We start from the raw sequence: 15,527 nt of genomic DNA on the forward strand, positions 1-15,527 counted from the left end.
AGGTAGGCGGCGAACGGGATCAGCAGGTTGACCAGCAGGGCCGCGCCAGGCTCCTCGCCGAAGCCACGCCACAGCCAGCGCTGGAAGGTGGATACGCTCCAGGTCACCGCCACGCCGATCGCCAGGCCGGCGAAGGCCACCCACAGGAAGGTCAGCGAGGCCTGCGCCAGCGAGAAGGTACCGGTCATCACCGCCGCCACCGCGAAGCGGAAGCAGACCAGGCCCGAGGCATCGTTGAGCAGCGACTCGCCTTCAAGGATGTGCATCAGCCGCTTGGGGATGGGCACGCGCGAGGCAATCGCGCTGACCGCCACCGGATCGGTCGGGGAGATGATCGCCGCCAGCGCGAAGGCCACCGCCAACGGCATGGTCGGGATCATCCAGTGGATCAGAAGGCCGGCACCGACCACGGTGAACACCACCAGGCCGAAGGCCAGCTCCAGGATCGCGCCCTTGTCGCGGAACAGGCCCTGCTTGGGAATGCGCCAGCCATCGAGGAACAGCAGGGGCGGCAGGAACAGCAGGAAGAACATGTCCGGGTCGAGCGCATGGCCACGCTTGAACACCCCGGCGATCAACGCCCCCAAGCCGATCTGCACCAACGGCAGCGGCAGGGAAAAGGGAAGGATTCTTACCAGATAGCCGCTGGCGACGACGGCCACCAGCATGGCCAGGACGACTTCGATCGTGTGCATGCCCGTTCCACGGATTCACCACCACGACAGCATGCTGCCGGCGCTGGCAGCGACGGTTGATTAACCCTTGGAAAACTATCACAGCCATGTGCAATGCAGCATGGCGTCGACGACACTGCAACAGGAGCGGCCCTGGCCGCCAAGCCGGTGCGGCGTGCAATCGCCGATGCCCGCTCGGGTGCAGCGAGGGTGAGCCTCGCGCCCCAAGCCGCGCCTACGCGGCCGCGTCGGCCCCATCGAAACGGTAGATGTCCATCGCCAGGAAACCCTGGTCGATGCCGGCATCGATGCGCTGCGCGCCCAGTTGGTCACCGCCGGCGGCACCCATCGCGAAGTACAGCGGCAGCAGGTGCTCATCGGTCGGATGGGCCTGTGCGGCGAACGGGGCCTGGCGGCGGTAATCGAACAGGGCCGGCAGGTCATCGGCCTCCAGCTTCTGCTCCACCCATCCAATGAACGGCCGCACGTACGGGGCCTCCTTGGCCTCGGAGTAGCTGTGCCAGTCATGCAGGTTGTGGGTGATGCTGCCCGAACCGATCAGCAGCACGCCCTGCTCGCGCAGCGGTGCCAGCGCGCGGCCCAGCGCGAACTGGTGCTGCGGGCCGAGCATCGGCTGGATCGAGACCTGCAACACCGGGATGTCGGCCTGCGGGTACAGGTAGCGCAGCGGCACCCAGGCACCGTGGTCCAAGCCGCGCCGCGGGTCGATGCCCGGCTGCAGCCCGGCATCGGCCAGGCGCTGGGCCACCTCCTGCGCCAGCGCTGGTGCACCCGGGGCCGGGTACTGCAGCTGGTACAGCGGCTCGGGGAAGCCGCCGAAGTCATGGATGGTTTCCGGCTGCGGGGCCGCCGAGACCAGCGGCGCCCGGCCCAGCCAGTGCGCCGAGGCCATGACGATGGCGCGCGGCCGCTGCAGGCCCGCCGCCAGTTCGGCCAGGCGCGGTCCCACCTGCCCCGGCTGCAGTGCCGTCATCGGCGAACCGTGGGAGATGAACAACGAAGGCAGGCGATTCATGGCAGGCTCCCGGCGTGGGAAGAACAGAAGTTGGGACGCAGCTTATTGCGCGGCAAAGGGGCAACAAATAGCCTCGACATCAACGTTTTATTGCAGGGATGGAAATAATGGACACCATCGATGCCATGCGGGTCTTCGTCGCGGTCGTGGAGCGCAACGGCTTCAGTGCCGCTGCCGATGCCCTGAACCTGTCCACCGCGGCGGTGACCCGGCAGATCGCCGCGCTGGAGAAGCGCCTGTCCGCGCGCCTGCTCAACCGCACCACCCGGCGGGTCAGCCCGACCAGCACCGGGGCAACCTACTACCAGCGCTGTGTGCAGCTGCTCAACGAATTCGATGAGCTGGAAGCCTCGGTCGGCGCGCAGGCCCTGCAGCCGGCCGGGCGGCTGCGCATCAACGCGCCGGTCAGCTACGGCATCTCGCGCCTGGCGGCACTGCTGCCCGGTTACAGCGCGCGCTACCCGCAGGTGGAACTGGACCTGTCGCTGTCCGACCGCCTGGTGGACATGGTCGAGGAAGGCTTCGACCTGGCCATCCGCATCACCCGCCAGCCCTCACCCTCGCTGATCGCCCGGCGCCTGTCGCAGGCGCGGATCATCCTGTGCGCGGCGCCGTCCTACCTGGCCCGGCGCGGCGAGCCGGCCACGCCGCAGGCCCTGGCCGAGCACGACTGCCTGGCCTACAGCTATTCCGACACCGGGGACGCCTGGACGCTGCAGGGGCCGCACGGGGACGTCAGCATCCCGGTGGTGCCGCGCATGCGTGCCAACAACGGCGAGGTGCTGCGCGAGGCAGCCATCGCCGGCATGGGCATCATCGCCCAACCGGACTTCATCATCGACGCGGCGCTGGCCAGCGGCCAGCTGGTACCGATCCTGCGCGACTGGACCGTGCCGCCGATCGGCATCCATGCGGTCTACGCCAGCCGCAGCCACCTGGCACCGAAGGTACGCAGTTTCATCGACTACCTGGTGGAGTGCCTGGGCCCGGCGTGACCCCGGCGCTCAGGCCGCGTCACCCGGCTCGCCGAGCGCGGCGAGCAATGCCTCCAGCGCCATCGGCCGGCCCAGCAGGTAGCCCTGCACCTGGTCACAACCATGCGCGGCCAACCAGCGGTACTGCCCTTCGGTCTCCACGCCCTCGGCGATCACCGACAGGCCCATGCTGTGGCCCAGCGACAGCAGCGCACGGCAGATGGCGGCATTGCGCGGGTTGGTCTCCACGTCGGAGACGAAACTGCGGTCGATCTTCAGCGCGTCCAGCGGCAGGTGCTGCAGGTAGGACATCGACGAGAAGCCGGTGCCGAAGTCGTCCAGCGAGATGTGGATGCCCTTCTCGTGCAGGCGCTGCATGGTCTGCAGCGCCTGGGTCGGGTTGCGCATCAGGCTGCTCTCGGTCAGTTCCAGCTGCAACGCGCCGCGGCGCAGGCCGTACTCCTCCACCGCGTGGGTGAACTCACCGGCCAGGTCGGTGTTGAAGAACTGCACCGCCGACACGTTGACCGCGACCGACAGCTCGCCCCAGCCGGCATCGGCCAGCTGCCGCTGCGCCCGCGCCGCCGCGCGGGTGACCCAGCGGCCGAGCGCGATGATCAGGCCAGTGTCCTCGCACAGCTGGATGAAGTCGCCGGGTGGGATGTAGCTGCCATCGGGCTGCGGCCAGCGCAGCAGCGCCTCCAATGCCACCGGGCTGCCATCGGCGGCATGCCGGATTGGCTGGAAATGCAGCTCGAACTCGTCGCGGTCGATGGCCACGTGGATGCGCCCGGCCAACTGCAGGCGCTCGGTATAGCGGGTGGCCATGGCCTGGCTGAAGCGCGCCAGCGCCAACCCGCCTTCGCGAGCGGCATGGGCGGCCTGCGCCGCGCGGCCGATGACCTGCTCGGCCAGTTCGCCGTCGCGCGGGCAGCTGGCCACGCCGATGCGGGCCTCGAGCTGGTGGAAGGTGTCGCGGCCACGCACCGGTTCGGCCACGGCCGCCTGCAATGCGTCCAGCGCCAGGGGCGCGGCCGCCGGGTCCAGGATGGCCAGGACGAAATCCTCGGCCGGCTGGTGCGCCAGCAGGCCATAGCGTGCGGCCAGCCCCCCCAGCCGCACCGACACCGCGCGCAGTGCGTCCTCGCCGGCTTCGCGGCCCAGCGTGTCGGTGATCATCTGCAGCCCGCGCAACTGCACGTGGGCGATGGTGTAGCCGCGCGCGCCGCCGTCCAGGCGCTCGCCCAGCGCGCGTACGGTCAACAGGCCGGTACTGGAATGGTGGCTGGCCCGGTACGCCAGCTCGTTCTCGAAGCGCAGCCGCTGGCTGACGTCCTCGGCCAGCACCAGGCAGGCCTTGCGCCCGGCGAAGTCCAGCAGCGCACTGTGGGCGACCACCATGAAGCTGCTGCCGTCCTTGCGCAGATGGGCGCGCGCGATCAGCTGCTGCGGCGCACCACTGTTGATGCTGCGGATGGTCTGGCGCAGTTCGTCCCATTCCTCGGGCGGGCGGATGTCCAGGATCGACATCCCCAGGAACTCCTCGCGGCTGTAGCCGTACTGGTCGATCGCGGCCTGGTTCACCTCCAGGAAGCGCAGGTTGACCATGTCGAAGATCCAGAACGGCGCCGGGTTGCGGTCGAACACCAGCCGGAACTGCCGCTCGGCTTCCTGCGCGCGGGCTTCCACGTGCACCCGCTCGCTGATGTCCACCACCGCGCCGGCCAGGTGCGCGGCGCCGCCGTTCGGGCCACGGACCTGGTCGCCACGCGCCGACAGCCAGCGGAACGAGCCATCGGCCAACAGCAGCCGGAACGTGGCGTTGACCGCCCCCTGCCCTTCGCCGGCGGCATCGAGCACCTCGCGCAGCACCGCCACGTCCTCGCCATGCACGCGCGCGTACAGCGCCTGGAGGGTGGATGAACGTCCCTCCAGGCCCAGCATCTGCTGGGTCAGCGCCGACCAGTGCAGGGTCCGCCCGTCGCCACGGATCGACCAGGTGCCGACCTTGCCCACTTCATGCGCCAGCGCCAGTTCGGCGGCGCCGGCCTGCAGTTCCTCGTTCAACTGCTGCTCGTGCGAGGCGCTGCGGCGCAGGCGCCCCATCAGGAAGCCGAAGCCGATCAGGTAGAGCAGGTACAGGCCGGTGGCCGCGTACAGGAACACATACCAGCGCGCCATCACCTCGCGGTAGGACAGCGCGGTGTACAGGGTGAGCGGGTAGTCCAGCGGCACGCTCACCGCGGCGATGCGCTTCTGCCCGTCCGACGGGCTGTGGACCACCCCGCGCGGGACCACCGAGGCCGACTGCGGCAGGATGATCATCGGCGACGGCAGCGTCCGCCCCACCAGGCCGGGGTCACGGCTGTGCGCCAGCAGCTGGCCATAACGGTTGCCGATGGACGCCACGCCATCGCGGCCCAGGTCCAGGCCGCTGACCACCTGCTGGAAGGTGCCCAGCCGTACCCGCGCCAGCAGCCACTGGCCGTTCTGCATCGGCAGTGCCGTGCGCACCACCCAGTGCCCGCCCGGCAGTTCCTCCAGCGCGCCGATGTAGAGCTCGCCGCTGAGCAGCCGGTTCTGCGCGATCGTCCAGCTGTGCAGGGTGGGATCGCCCTGCCCCTGCGACAACGCCATGCCCTGGCCGTCCACCAGAGTGATCGAGGCCAGGTCGCGGTTGCGCGCCAGCACGCCCTGGATGTTGGCCTCCAGCAGCTGCACCGCCTTGTCCGGCACCTGCCGGTAGAACTCGCGGCCGTCGTTGGCGGTACCGCGCAGGGCGCGCTCCAGCGTGACCAGTTGTGCCCGCATCAGGCGCTCGCTGCCCGAGGCCAGTGCCATGCTCTGCCGCTGCGCGCCTTCGATGCGGGTGCTGCGGTCGTTCCACAGCATCATCACCAGCCCGACCGCCAGCAACACCGCCACCGCCGTGCCGGCGATGGCGATCACCCGCAACGGGTGCACGGCGCCCCGGCTCACGGAGACATCCAACGCAGCGGCAGTCGGCACACAGGTATCACGGGCATTCCAGGAAAGTTGGCGACGGGGGAGTCGGCAAGCGAACACCATTGACCGGTGGTCCCCTCGCAGCTGTTGTCTCCCCAGACACGGCATGCATCAAACGCACGACAGCATGCAGCACAACCACGGCGGCGTGAAGACGGGTTCACGATATTAAGCGGCACTTTGATACGGGTGGGTGATGCCAAGGGCCAGAATGGGCACTCCCGGTCACACTCCGCCCGCTCTAGACTTGGCGGTTTCACCGACACGGAATCTGCCATGGTCCTGCAACGTTCCCTCCTGATGCTTGCCATCGGCGCTGCGCTCACGCTCAGCGGCTGCAACAAGGATGCCCCCCAGCCCGCGGCCGATGGCCAGGCACCGGCCGCGGCGGATGCGACGGCGGCGGCCAAGCCGCAGCTGGGCAGCTTCGGTTTCGATGCCGCCGGCATGGACCGTGCTGTCGCCGCCGGCGACAACTTCTTCGACTTCGCCAACGGCGAATGGGTCAAGCGCACCGAGATCCCGGCCGACCGCTCCAACTACGGCAGCTTCAACGTGATCGCCGAAAAGACCCTGGCCGACACCCGCGCGATCATGGAGGAAGCCGGCAAGGCCAGCGACGGCGAAGCCCGCAAGATCGGCGACTACTACGCCGCCTACATGGACGAAGCCGGCATCGAGGCGCGCGGCGCCGCGCCGGTGCAGCCGCAGCTGCAGGCCATTGCCGGCATCGCCGACAAGCAGGCCCTGGCCAAGGCCCTGGGCGGCACCCTGCGCGCCGACGTGGACCTGCTCAACGCCACCAACTTCTATACGCCGCACCTGTTTGGCGTATGGGTTTCGGTGGACCTGATGCAGCCGGACCGCAACGCGCCGTACCTGGTACAGGGCGGCCTGGGCATGCCCGACCGCGACTTCTACCTGCAGGACGGCCGCATGGCCGAGCTGCGCAAGGTCTATGAAGGCTACGTGGCCCAGCTGCTGACGCTGTCCGGCGACACCGATGCCGCCGCCAAGGCCGCGCGCATCGTCGCCCTGGAAACCCGGATCGCCCGCGCCCACGCCACCCAGGAGGAGACCAACGACGTGCAGAAGGGCGCCAACGCCTGGAAGCAGGCCGACCTGGCCACCAAGGCACCGGGCATGGACTGGGCGGCGTTCCTCGACGCGGCCGGCCTGTCGGCGCAGCAGGATTTCATCGTGTGGCAGCCCAAGGCCGTGGCCGGGCTGTCCCGGCTGGTGGCCAGCGAGCCGCTGGACACCTGGAAGGACTACCTGGCCTTCCACGCGCTGGACGAAGCCGCACCGTACCTGCCCAAGGCCTTCGCCGACGCCCACTTCGCCTTCCACGGCACCGCCATGAACGGCACGCCGCAGCAGAGCGAGCGCTGGAAGCGCGCCGTGGGCCAGACCAACGACGCCATCGGCGAAGCGGTCGGCAAGATCTACGTCCAGCGCCACTTCGACCCGGCCACCAAGGCCCGTGCCGACGAGATGGCCAGGAACATCATCGCCGCCTTCGCCAAGCGCATCGATGCGCTGGAATGGATGTCGCCGGAAACCAAGGCCCACGCCAAGGCCAAGGTCGCCGGGCTGAAGGTGGACATGGGCTACCCGAGCAGGTGGCGCGACTACAGCGCGCTGGACGTCAAGCGTGACGACGCGCTGGGCAACGCGCAGCGCGCCTCGCTGTTCGAGTACCGGCGCAACCTCGCCAAGCTCGGCCAGCCGGTGGACCACAGCGAATGGGCGATGCTGCCGCAGACCATCAACGCGATGAACGTGCCGCTGGAAAACCGCCTGGTGTTCCCGGCAGCGATCCTGCAGGCGCCGTTCTTCGACGGTGCGGCCGATGACGCGATCAACTACGGCGCGATCGGCGCGGTGATCGGCCATGAGATCAGCCACGGCTTCGACAATGCCGGCGCGCTGTTCGACGAGACCGGCAAGCTGCACAACTGGTGGACGGCCGAGGACCTGAAGCAGTTCAACGCCGCCGGCGATGCGCTGGCCGCCCAGTTCAACAGCTACGAGCCGTTCCCCGGCGTGCACGTCAACGGCCGCCTGACCCTGGGCGAGAACATCGCCGACGTGGCCGGCCTGGCCACCGCCTACGACGCCTATCGGCTGTCGCTGCAGGGCAAGCAGGAACAGACGCTGGAAGGCTTCACCCCGGACCAGCGCTTCTTCCTGGGCTTTGCCCAGGCCTGGCGCAGCAAGGCCCGCGAGCAGGCACTGCGCAACTCGCTGCTGACCAACGTGCATGCGCCGGGCCAGTTCCGTGCGCTGACCGTGCGCAACCTGGATGCGTGGTACCCGGCGTTCGAGGTCAAGGACGGCCAGAAGCTGTACCTGGCGCCGGAGAAGCGGGTGAAGGTCTGGTAACTGCCGGCTGGGTTTGAATGCGGTACGAAGCACGGGCGCCTGAGGCGCCCGTGCTTCGTTTACCCCTCCCCAGCCCTGCCCTTGGCTGCGCCAAAGGGAGGGGGCGGTTCCGCGTGGTCGGTCAGATCGCGGCGCACGCCGCCCTTGCCCCCTCCCTTTGGCGCAGCCAAGGGGAGGGTTGGGGAGGGGGCGCTTCTGCTTCTGCCCTAAGCCGGCCAGCGCATCAGGATCGCCGGGTCCTCCCCCACCCGCCGGCAGGCGCGCGTGGAGATGCCATCATCCAGGGCGATCCGGAACAGCGGCGCGACGCTGCGCAGCACGCGTGCGGCCACCACCGACTGCAGCTGCTGGCCGCGGCTGCGGCCCAGCAGGCGCGTCGCCCATTCCGGCAACAGCGCCGCGCCGGCGGCCAGGAACATGTCGCGTGACACCCCCGGCAGCGGCACCGGCAAGCGCACCGCACTGAGTACGTCCAGCACTTCGCGCGAGCGCTCGTCCATCCGCAGCTGCGGTTGCCGCGCGGCGAAGTACGCCTGCACCTGTGCCTCGCTGGCCGGCACATCACGTGCGCCCAGGGCCTCGGCCACGCGCCGGTATTCGTCGTAGTAGCGGTCAGCGATGGCCTGCGGTACGTCACGGCAATAACGGCGGCAGCCTTCCAGGAAACCATAGGCCTCGGTCACGTGCACCCAGGTCAGCAGCTCGGGATCCTCGGCGGTATACGCGCTGCCATCGGGCAACGTGCCGACCACCTGGGCGTGGATCTTCCGTACCCGCGCGATGAGCGCGTCCACCTCCGCCGCCGGCGCGTAACTGGTGCCGGCCACGAAACTGGTGGTGCGCCGCAACCGGCCGACCAGGTCCTGGCGGAAGTTGGAGTGGTCATAGACACCGGCCAGCGCACGCGGGTGCAGCAACTGCAGCATCAAGGCGCACAGCCCGCCGGCCAGCATGCCCGGGAACTCGGAATGAATACGCCAGGTGACGCTGCCCGGACCGAACCAGCCCGGGTCACCGGCTGGCACGTCGTAGTCCACGCCGTTCTGGTTGCGGGGGAAGGCATCAAGCACCCAGCGGCGGATCTGGGCGGTGGCAGCGGTGGAGACACGTCGGGACAAGGGCAGCATGGCCGCTATCGTAGCCGGGCAGCCGCGCAACTGGCGTGTCCGGCGCCGGTGACAGCCGCGTGGCAAGGCCCCCTGCCCGCCCGCGGACATGCCATGTGCGGGCGCAGCACGCCGACCGGATTTCAACTTCCGGCACCACTACTTGCATCGTGGTGCGCTGCAAAAATCCGCCCCGCAGGCGGATCACCGCCGGTGGCCGGACGCGGAATCTTCGCGTTTTCCCCATTGCCAAGCGTGGTGAAAGTGCTAGAACTGGCCTTGCCTCACCGTTCCACGCTGCATCCGTCGCTCGTTCCAGATAGTTACTGCAAGGAGCTCACCATGATCGCGTTGTTCAAAGGTTTGGGGTTGTTGCTGCAAGACAACGAGCTGTACAACAGCCCGTTCGAGAAACAGGTTGCACACTGGAAAGGGTTGAGCGACCAGCAGATCCGTGAGGAAGTGTCCTTGCTTGCCAAGGCCAAGTGCCAATGGCTGATGGCCTCGATCGTGATCTGGCAGGCGTCCTCGCTGCTGATCCTTGGGCTGATCACCAACTATCTGTGGCGTGACGATTTCCATATCACCTTCACCCGCATCGTGATCGTGCTGGGTTCGTGGGTGTCGATCCTGTTCGTGATCTGGTTCATGGCCAACATGTTCGACCACACCGCCGGCTTCGAGCGCTGGATGAAGGCCTTCAACAGCCGCGCCCGGATCAGCTCCGACGCCGACAGCGTCGACGACGTGGCCGAGGCACTGGACATGGCCAGGCATTATCCGGAGGTGCTGGATTACAAGCAGGCCGTCACCGCCAGCCGCGAACTGCGCCACGAGGACATCCGCATCATGCGCGAGCTGGGCCGCATGCGGCAGCACTCGCAACTGGTCGGCGAACTCAACCACATCGGCGACGACGGGCTGCGCCTGCAACCGGCGTTCTAGCCCGCCCATGCCCGCGTCCTCCCGCCGGGACGACGCAACCTGCACCCCCATCGCCGCGCCCGTCGCGGCGATGTCACTTGTGGATCGTCACCTGCTGCGCGAAGCCATCCGGCAGCCCGGTCATCTCGCGGGTGTAGCCCACCACCACGGCGAAATCCATCAACGCCTCGCGGTTGCACACCTGGGCGCGTTGCCCGTCGGCGCACTGTTCGCGGTAGAGCTGGTAGAAGCAGCGACCGCTTTCACTCTGCAGGCACTGGAAGCGGGCCACGTCCTGCCGCACCGTGGTGCGGCTGAGCAGGCTGTGCTCGCCGCTGATGCGGGTGACCGAGGTCTGCCCCGGCGGCTCGCTGAAACCCAGCATCGACAACAGGCTGCCCAACAGCATGGTCAGGTAATGCATGGCGATTCTCCTGGCAGCGGCGTTACATGCCGCGGAACAGACTCATGAAGGGTTGGCTGACCACCAGCGTCTCGCTGCGGTGCTTCAGGCGCAGCACGCCGCGGCCGGTATCCTCGCGGCTCACCGATGCCACCGCCTGCATGTTGACGATGGTGGAGCGATGCACCTGGCGGAAGCGGTTGGGGTCCAGCGCCTCGGCCAGCTCGCGCAGCGAACTGCGCAGCAGCAGTTCCTCATCGGCGGTCACCACCGAGGTGTACTTGCTGTCGGCGCGGAAATACAGCACGTCCTCCAGCATCACCAGGCGGGTCTCGCGGCCGTTGCTGGCGGTGATCCAGGCCAGCGGCGGCGCCGCCTGTGGCGTGCTCGGTTGCTGCGCCAGCTGCCTGAGCAGGCGTTCCAGCAGGGTGGGATCCGGCAGCCCGGCCTGGCGTCGCGCCAGCACGCGCTGGCGGGTGGCCAGCAGGCGCTCGTCGGTGACCGGCTTGAGCAGGTAGTCCACCGCGCCCTGCTCGAACGCGGCGATGGCGTACTGGTCGTAGGCGGTGACGAACACCACCTGGGTCTGCGGGCTCACCGTCTGCAGCGCGCGGGCGACGTCGATGCCGGTGACGCCGGGCATGCGGATGTCCAGGAAGGCCAGATCCGGTTGCTGGCTCTCCAGCGCTTCCAGGGCAGCCGCGCCGTCCTCGCACTCGGCCACCAGGTTCAACTCCGGCCACAGCCGCTGCAGTTGCCCGACGAGCGCCTGGCGCAGCAGCGGTTCGTCCTCGGCGATCAGCGCATCAAGACGCATGGGGCACCTCCGGCAGCGGCGGCAGTACCGGTGCGCCGGCCGGCGATGCGACGCCGGGCACGATCGACAGGGTGGGCGGCGCCGGGGCTTTGCCCGTGTACGGCAGGCTGATGGTCGCGGCCACGCCGCTGGGGAAGTTGGACACCATCGCCAGCGCAGCCTGCTCGCCGCAGGTCAGGCGCAGCCGCTCACGCAGGTTCTTCAGCCCGATGCCGGTGCCGGCGGTGTGGGCGCTGATGCCCTGCCCGTCGTCGGCCACGGTGATGGTCAACTGGCCGTCGAGCGCACGCGCCAGGATCCAGACCGTGCCGCCGCCGGACTTGGGCTCCAAGCCGTGCTTGATCGCGTTCTCGACCAGGGTCTGCAGCGACATCGACGGCAGGCTGACCTCGTGCAGCGCCTCGGGCACGTCGATCTGCAGGGCCAGCCGGGCGCCCATGCGGATGCGCAGGATCTCCAGGTAGGCCTGCACGCGTTCCAGCTCCTGGCCCAGCGTGGACACCGACTGGTCGATGCCCGGCAGCGAGCTGCGCAGGTACTGGATCAGGTGGCCGAGCATCTGCTCGGCACGCTCGGGATCGGCCCGGGTCAGCACCTGTGCGTTGGCCAGCGTGTTGTAGAGGAAGTGCGGCTCGACCTGGGCATGCAGCAGATTGAGGCGGGCGACGGTGAGCTCCTTCTCGGCCTCGGTGCGCGCGGCGTGCTCCCGCTCCTCGCGGCGCAGCTCGGCGACCTTGCCACTCAGCGCATGGGTCACGGCATCGGCGTTTTCGTAGTTGCTGCCTTCATCGAGCAGCAGCAGGTCCACCCAGGCCCCGGCATCGGGTTCGAACAGCAGGGTGACGCTGCTGGTGTCCGCGCCAGGGGTGACGCGGGCGGTGATCTGGTTGCGCTTGATCGCCAGCCGCGCCAGTGGGTTCCAGCGCGATGGCGGACGGTCGCCATAGGGGTCGGCGCGGCGCTGGGTGGCGCGCACCTGCAAGGTGCCGACCGAGCGTTCCATGTGCTCGATGCGCGGCATCTGGCCGATCACCTGCTCCAGCAGGGCGAAGGCGGTGGCCGCGTCCATCGGCAGTTCGACCTGGCGGCGGTGGCGGTTGGCCAGGGTCTGCGCGTCCAGGCGGTCGGCGACCAGCGCGACGCGACGCACATGGCCGACGATCGAGGTCAGCGCGAACACCATCAGCGCCATCGCGGCCAGGCCGAAGATCCAGCCCGGCGCTTCGTCCATCCCGCTGAACAGCCCGCTCCACAGGAAGCCGGCGGCGATGAGCGTCAACGCCCATGCCAACAGGATGCGGAAACCCAGGAAGAGGCTGGCGAACATGGTCGGACCTGATGGCGGGGAACTGGCGTCGAGCATAAGTGCCGCCCGCGCCGGCACAAGGGCCGTGCGACGAAACCCCGGAATCGGCGCCTGAACCCGGCCGCCGGCGGAGCGACCCCGTTCAGGCCGCCGGCCGGGCCTTCTCGTAGCGCAGGTCGCCGTCGTCCAGCGCGGCCACCACGTCCCAGCCATGGCGGCGGTAGAAGCCATTGGCACGCACGTCTGCGTGCCCGTCGGTGCTCAGCCAGATCCGCGCATGGCGCGCGAACAGCGCCTGTTCGGCCGGCCGCAGCACCGCCGCGCCCAACCCCTGCCCCTCGAAGCCGGGCTTGACGAACACCGCGAACAGGCAGGCATCGTCCAGGTCGACCATCGAGAACGCCACCGGCTGGCCCTCCACCTCCGCCAGCCACGCGCAGGGCGCGGCCGCGAGCATCGCGGCGAGCACGTCGGCATCGATGCCCAACTGCGCCATCTGCTCGCGCGAGAGATGGTTCTGGGTGACGCTGGTGCGGATGTCGAACAGCGTCTGGACATCAGCAACGGCGGCCGGCCGTACGGTGAATGCCATCGGGTTGCCCTGCCTGTGCGTTGCCTGCTTCACTCCCGCCGCGATTGCCAGTTGGCCGGCAGCTCCCATTGCACCAGCGCATTGACGCAACGCCCCCACAGCCGTTGGCCATCCAGGCTCCACTGCAACTGGTTCAGCTCATCGCAGTGGGCATCGTCCGCACGCAGGCTCAGCGACCGACCACTGTCCAGGTTCCACAGCACCGCGGCCACATCGCCCGCCGTCGTGCCCAGGGCCAGCAGGCGGCCGTCCGGCGAGCCGGCGGCAACCTTGAGCGAGTCCCGCCCCGGCAGGGTCAAGGAGTAGCGCACCTTGCCACTGTCCACGTCGACCACATGCATGCCCGGGTTTCGGCGCTCGCCGTCCATCAACACGAAGCCAACCGCGACCCAGCGCCCCTTGACCGAGCCGAACGGCTCGGGCGTCCATTGCGCCATGCCGATGTCATCGAACGGGTCCGCCGAACCGAAGCGCCGTGGCAGTGGCAGCACGCGCAGCACGCGGCCGGTGCCGCCATCAAGCTCGGTGAGGCCAAACACATCCTCGACCCAGGGATTGGCCATCGGGCCATCCCATTGCACGGGCTTGGACTGCGCGTTGCCGGGGAAGTCGCCGCGCATCACGTGCTGGCGGGGCGCGGCGAACTGCTGCGCGTACTCCCAGCGGGCACCGTCGGTGCTCGCGGCCTGCACCGGCGCCCACAGCTTGAACGTGTCGCGCTTGTCCACGTAGTCACGCAGGTACGCCAGCGGCACGCCGTTACCGTCGTGGAAGTAGCGCACGTAGCTGTCGCCGAGCACGCCCTTCTGGTCGAACGCCAGCGGATGCGTGCTCAGTGACCGGGCCACCGTGTCGTAGCGCATCACCTGCCCATCCACCAGCAGATGGGCGACCTGGCCGCGCGCGTCGGCGGCCAGCAGCCAACGGTTGGCGTGCGGTTGCGGTGACGTCCACAGCGTGCGCGGCGTGGCACCGTCGTCGGGCCGCCAATGCATCAGGGTGAACGGATATCGCTGGATCAACAGCACGCTGCCATCGGCCAGCACCTGCATGCCATCGGCATCATAGGTCTTGAGCGAGGCCACCCGCTCGATGCGCAGCACGGCCTTGGCATCGAGCGTTGCCGCATCGGCGTCGGGCAGCTTGCGCTGTGGCTCGGCGATCGTGACCTGCGGCTGCGCCGCCGCGATCCACTCCGAGGCACCGGTACCGATGCGCATGCGTGCCCCGGGCAGCGCGCTCAACGCCTCGTATATCGGGTTGAACGCCTGCTCCGGCACGCTGCTGCGCTGCAGCCGCGCCTGCGGCCCGGTACTGAAGATGTTGGCGTCAGCCAGCGCGCGCAGCTGCCCGACCACGCCACCGCCGGGATTGGGCCAGTCATCGCTGCGCCACACGGTCACCGCCGTGGCCGGTTGCCCCATCACCGCATCAAGCTGGGTCACGCGCACGTTGAGCGTGCTGGTGCTGCGCCCCATCGCCCCGTGCCGTTGGGTGATGCGGCCATCCCAGTAGCTGAAGGGCTGCTGCAGGTCCGGCATGCTTTCACCGTGTCCCTCGAAGCGGAACTGGCGCTCAAGCCGCGCCATGCGCCCGGGGATTTCCGATTCCAGCAGCGCACCGTCGCTGACGTACTGCTGCAGCTCGGGCAAGGCGTAGCGGCGCAGGTAATCGCGCGTGAGTTCGGGCCGACGCGCCAGCAGGACATCGCCCCAGCCCTGGCCAATGCGTGCCATCAGGTTGCGGTTGTCTTCCCCGGCCACGGTTCCCAGCGGTTTGAGCGTGGCCTGCACCACCGGCAACACCTGCGCGTAGGGCAGGTCCACGACCATCTGCACCTGCGCCAGGCGCTTGCCTTCGCGGGCCAGCTGTGGGGAACGCAGCACGGAGGGAAGTCCGTTCTCGACGGCACCGGGGTCGGTGGGAACCACCTGCCAGTTCGGCGGCAAGGCCGCGGCGTTCGCCCATCCTGCGCTGCCCATGGCAAGCAGCCACAACGCGCGTTTCCATCTGCCAGCGTCCGCCATCCGTGTTCCCTTGTCGCGATAAGGCCTGACCTTAAGGGTTGGGGTGGTGACGGGGGAATCAATGGCCGTGATTGGGGTGCCCTTGGGTGCCCAAAGCCCAATCCCCCTCCCGTTTCCGGGAGAGGGGCTCAGGGCGTGCGTTACCTGCGCTCGGCCGCGCTGGCATCGCGCGTGGCGCGGAATGCCTCTTCCGGGCTCCAGTTCGGCCAGTCACGCGAATTGGCCAGCTTCTCGCCCAGGGTGTAGACCACTTCCAGATCACGCACCGCGCCGGCGA

General features: G+C 68.9%; 12 protein-coding genes. 3 read left to right on the forward strand and 9 right to left on the reverse strand.

Going from position 1 to position 15,527, the window contains the following annotated elements; all coding sequences use genetic code 11:
* Both VA603_RS18020 and VA603_RS18025 read right to left on the reverse strand, forming a co-directional pair.
* Window positions 1-695, reverse strand: a 695-nt coding sequence (locus VA603_RS18020; protein WP_323439654.1) for a cation:proton antiporter, incomplete at its 3' end; no start/stop codon positions are given.
* A gap of 214 nt (window positions 696-909) precedes the next feature.
* Entirely contained in the window at window positions 910-1,710 is an 801-nt protein-coding gene (locus VA603_RS18025; protein ID WP_313252330.1) for a dioxygenase family protein, read from the reverse strand.
* 107 nt (window positions 1,711-1,817) lie between these two features.
* On the opposite strand from VA603_RS18025, the gene VA603_RS18030 reads away from it, so the two are divergent.
* Window positions 1,818-2,705: a LysR family transcriptional regulator gene (locus tag VA603_RS18030; protein WP_313252331.1), complete on the forward strand. Its 888-nt coding sequence runs from the start codon at window positions 1,818-1,820 to the stop codon at window positions 2,703-2,705.
* 9 nt (window positions 2,706-2,714) lie between these two features.
* Here the strand turns inward: VA603_RS18030 and VA603_RS18035 are convergent, their stop codons facing one another.
* A complete protein-coding gene (locus tag VA603_RS18035) occupies window positions 2,715-5,663 on the reverse strand; it encodes a bifunctional diguanylate cyclase/phosphodiesterase (RefSeq protein ID WP_323439655.1) in 2,949 nt (982 codons plus the stop codon).
* Between the two features lie 303 nt (window positions 5,664-5,966).
* Here VA603_RS18035 and VA603_RS18040 point away from each other — a divergent pair, with 303 nt between their 5' ends.
* Window positions 5,967-8,075, forward strand: a complete 2,109-nt coding sequence (locus VA603_RS18040) for a M13 family metallopeptidase (RefSeq protein ID WP_323439656.1) — start codon at window positions 5,967-5,969, stop codon at window positions 8,073-8,075.
* 206 nt (window positions 8,076-8,281) lie between these two features.
* Here VA603_RS18040 and VA603_RS18045 read toward each other — a convergent pair whose 3' ends face one another.
* Complete coding sequence (locus VA603_RS18045; RefSeq protein ID WP_323439657.1) at window positions 8,282-9,202, reverse strand: oxygenase MpaB family protein; 921 nt, start codon at window positions 9,200-9,202, stop codon at window positions 8,282-8,284.
* Between the two features lie 321 nt (window positions 9,203-9,523).
* Between VA603_RS18045 and VA603_RS18050 the strand changes: the two genes are divergently transcribed.
* Entirely contained in the window at window positions 9,524-10,126 is a 603-nt protein-coding gene (locus VA603_RS18050) for a hypothetical protein (RefSeq protein WP_132865816.1), read from the forward strand.
* A 73-nt stretch (window positions 10,127-10,199) separates the two neighbouring features.
* On the opposite strand, the gene VA603_RS18055 is transcribed toward VA603_RS18050, so the two are convergent.
* The 5 genes from VA603_RS18055 to VA603_RS18075 form a co-directional block, all read right to left on the reverse strand.
* Window positions 10,200-10,529 carry a hypothetical protein gene (locus VA603_RS18055; RefSeq protein WP_225591819.1) on the reverse strand — a complete coding sequence of 110 codons (330 nt, stop codon included), beginning with the start codon at window positions 10,527-10,529 and terminating at the stop codon, window positions 10,200-10,202.
* A 22-nt stretch (window positions 10,530-10,551) separates the two neighbouring features.
* Window positions 10,552-11,325: a LytR/AlgR family response regulator transcription factor gene (locus VA603_RS18060; RefSeq protein ID WP_132865817.1), complete on the reverse strand. Its 774-nt coding sequence runs from the start codon at window positions 11,323-11,325 to the stop codon at window positions 10,552-10,554.
* Entirely contained in the window at window positions 11,315-12,652 is a 1,338-nt protein-coding gene (locus tag VA603_RS18065) for a histidine kinase (protein ID WP_132865818.1), read from the reverse strand. The genes VA603_RS18060 and VA603_RS18065 overlap by 11 nt, the downstream gene beginning before the upstream one ends.
* Window positions 12,653-12,773: 121 nt before the next feature.
* The gene (locus VA603_RS18070) at window positions 12,774-13,223 is read right to left on the reverse strand and encodes a GNAT family N-acetyltransferase (protein WP_323439658.1); all 450 of its coding nucleotides are present in this window, start codon (window positions 13,221-13,223) and stop codon (window positions 12,774-12,776) included.
* 29 nt (window positions 13,224-13,252) lie between these two features.
* On the reverse strand, window positions 13,253-15,220 hold the full coding sequence (locus VA603_RS18075; protein WP_323439659.1) for a WD40 repeat domain-containing protein: 1,968 nt from the start codon (window positions 15,218-15,220) through the stop codon (window positions 13,253-13,255).
* Between the last annotated feature and the right edge of the window lie 307 nt (window positions 15,221-15,527).

The sequence above is a fragment of the Stenotrophomonas capsici genome, assembly GCF_034961085.1.
Classification (GTDB): Bacteria; Pseudomonadota; Gammaproteobacteria; order Xanthomonadales; family Xanthomonadaceae; genus Stenotrophomonas; species Stenotrophomonas capsici.

Excerpts from the sequence above, each read along its gene's own strand:
- VA603_RS18030 (WP_313252331.1), top strand. The coding sequence starts at position 1,818 with ATGGACACCATCGATGCCATGCGGGTCTTCGTCGCGGTCGTGGAGCGC.
- VA603_RS18065 (WP_132865818.1), bottom strand. The coding sequence starts at position 12,652 with ATGTTCGCCAGCCTCTTCCTGGGTTTCCGCATCCTGTTGGCATGGGCG.
- VA603_RS18025 (WP_313252330.1), bottom strand. The coding sequence starts at position 1,710 with ATGAATCGCCTGCCTTCGTTGTTCATCTCCCACGGTTCGCCGATGACG.
- VA603_RS18040 (WP_323439656.1), top strand. The coding sequence starts at position 5,967 with ATGGTCCTGCAACGTTCCCTCCTGATGCTTGCCATCGGCGCTGCGCTC.
- VA603_RS18070 (WP_323439658.1), bottom strand. The coding sequence starts at position 13,223 with ATGGCATTCACCGTACGGCCGGCCGCCGTTGCTGATGTCCAGACGCTG.
- VA603_RS18045 (WP_323439657.1), bottom strand. The coding sequence starts at position 9,202 with ATGCTGCCCTTGTCCCGACGTGTCTCCACCGCTGCCACCGCCCAGATC.
- VA603_RS18055 (WP_225591819.1), bottom strand. The coding sequence starts at position 10,529 with ATGCATTACCTGACCATGCTGTTGGGCAGCCTGTTGTCGATGCTGGGT.
- VA603_RS18050 (WP_132865816.1), top strand. The coding sequence starts at position 9,524 with ATGATCGCGTTGTTCAAAGGTTTGGGGTTGTTGCTGCAAGACAACGAG.
- VA603_RS18060 (WP_132865817.1), bottom strand. The coding sequence starts at position 11,325 with ATGCGTCTTGATGCGCTGATCGCCGAGGACGAACCGCTGCTGCGCCAG.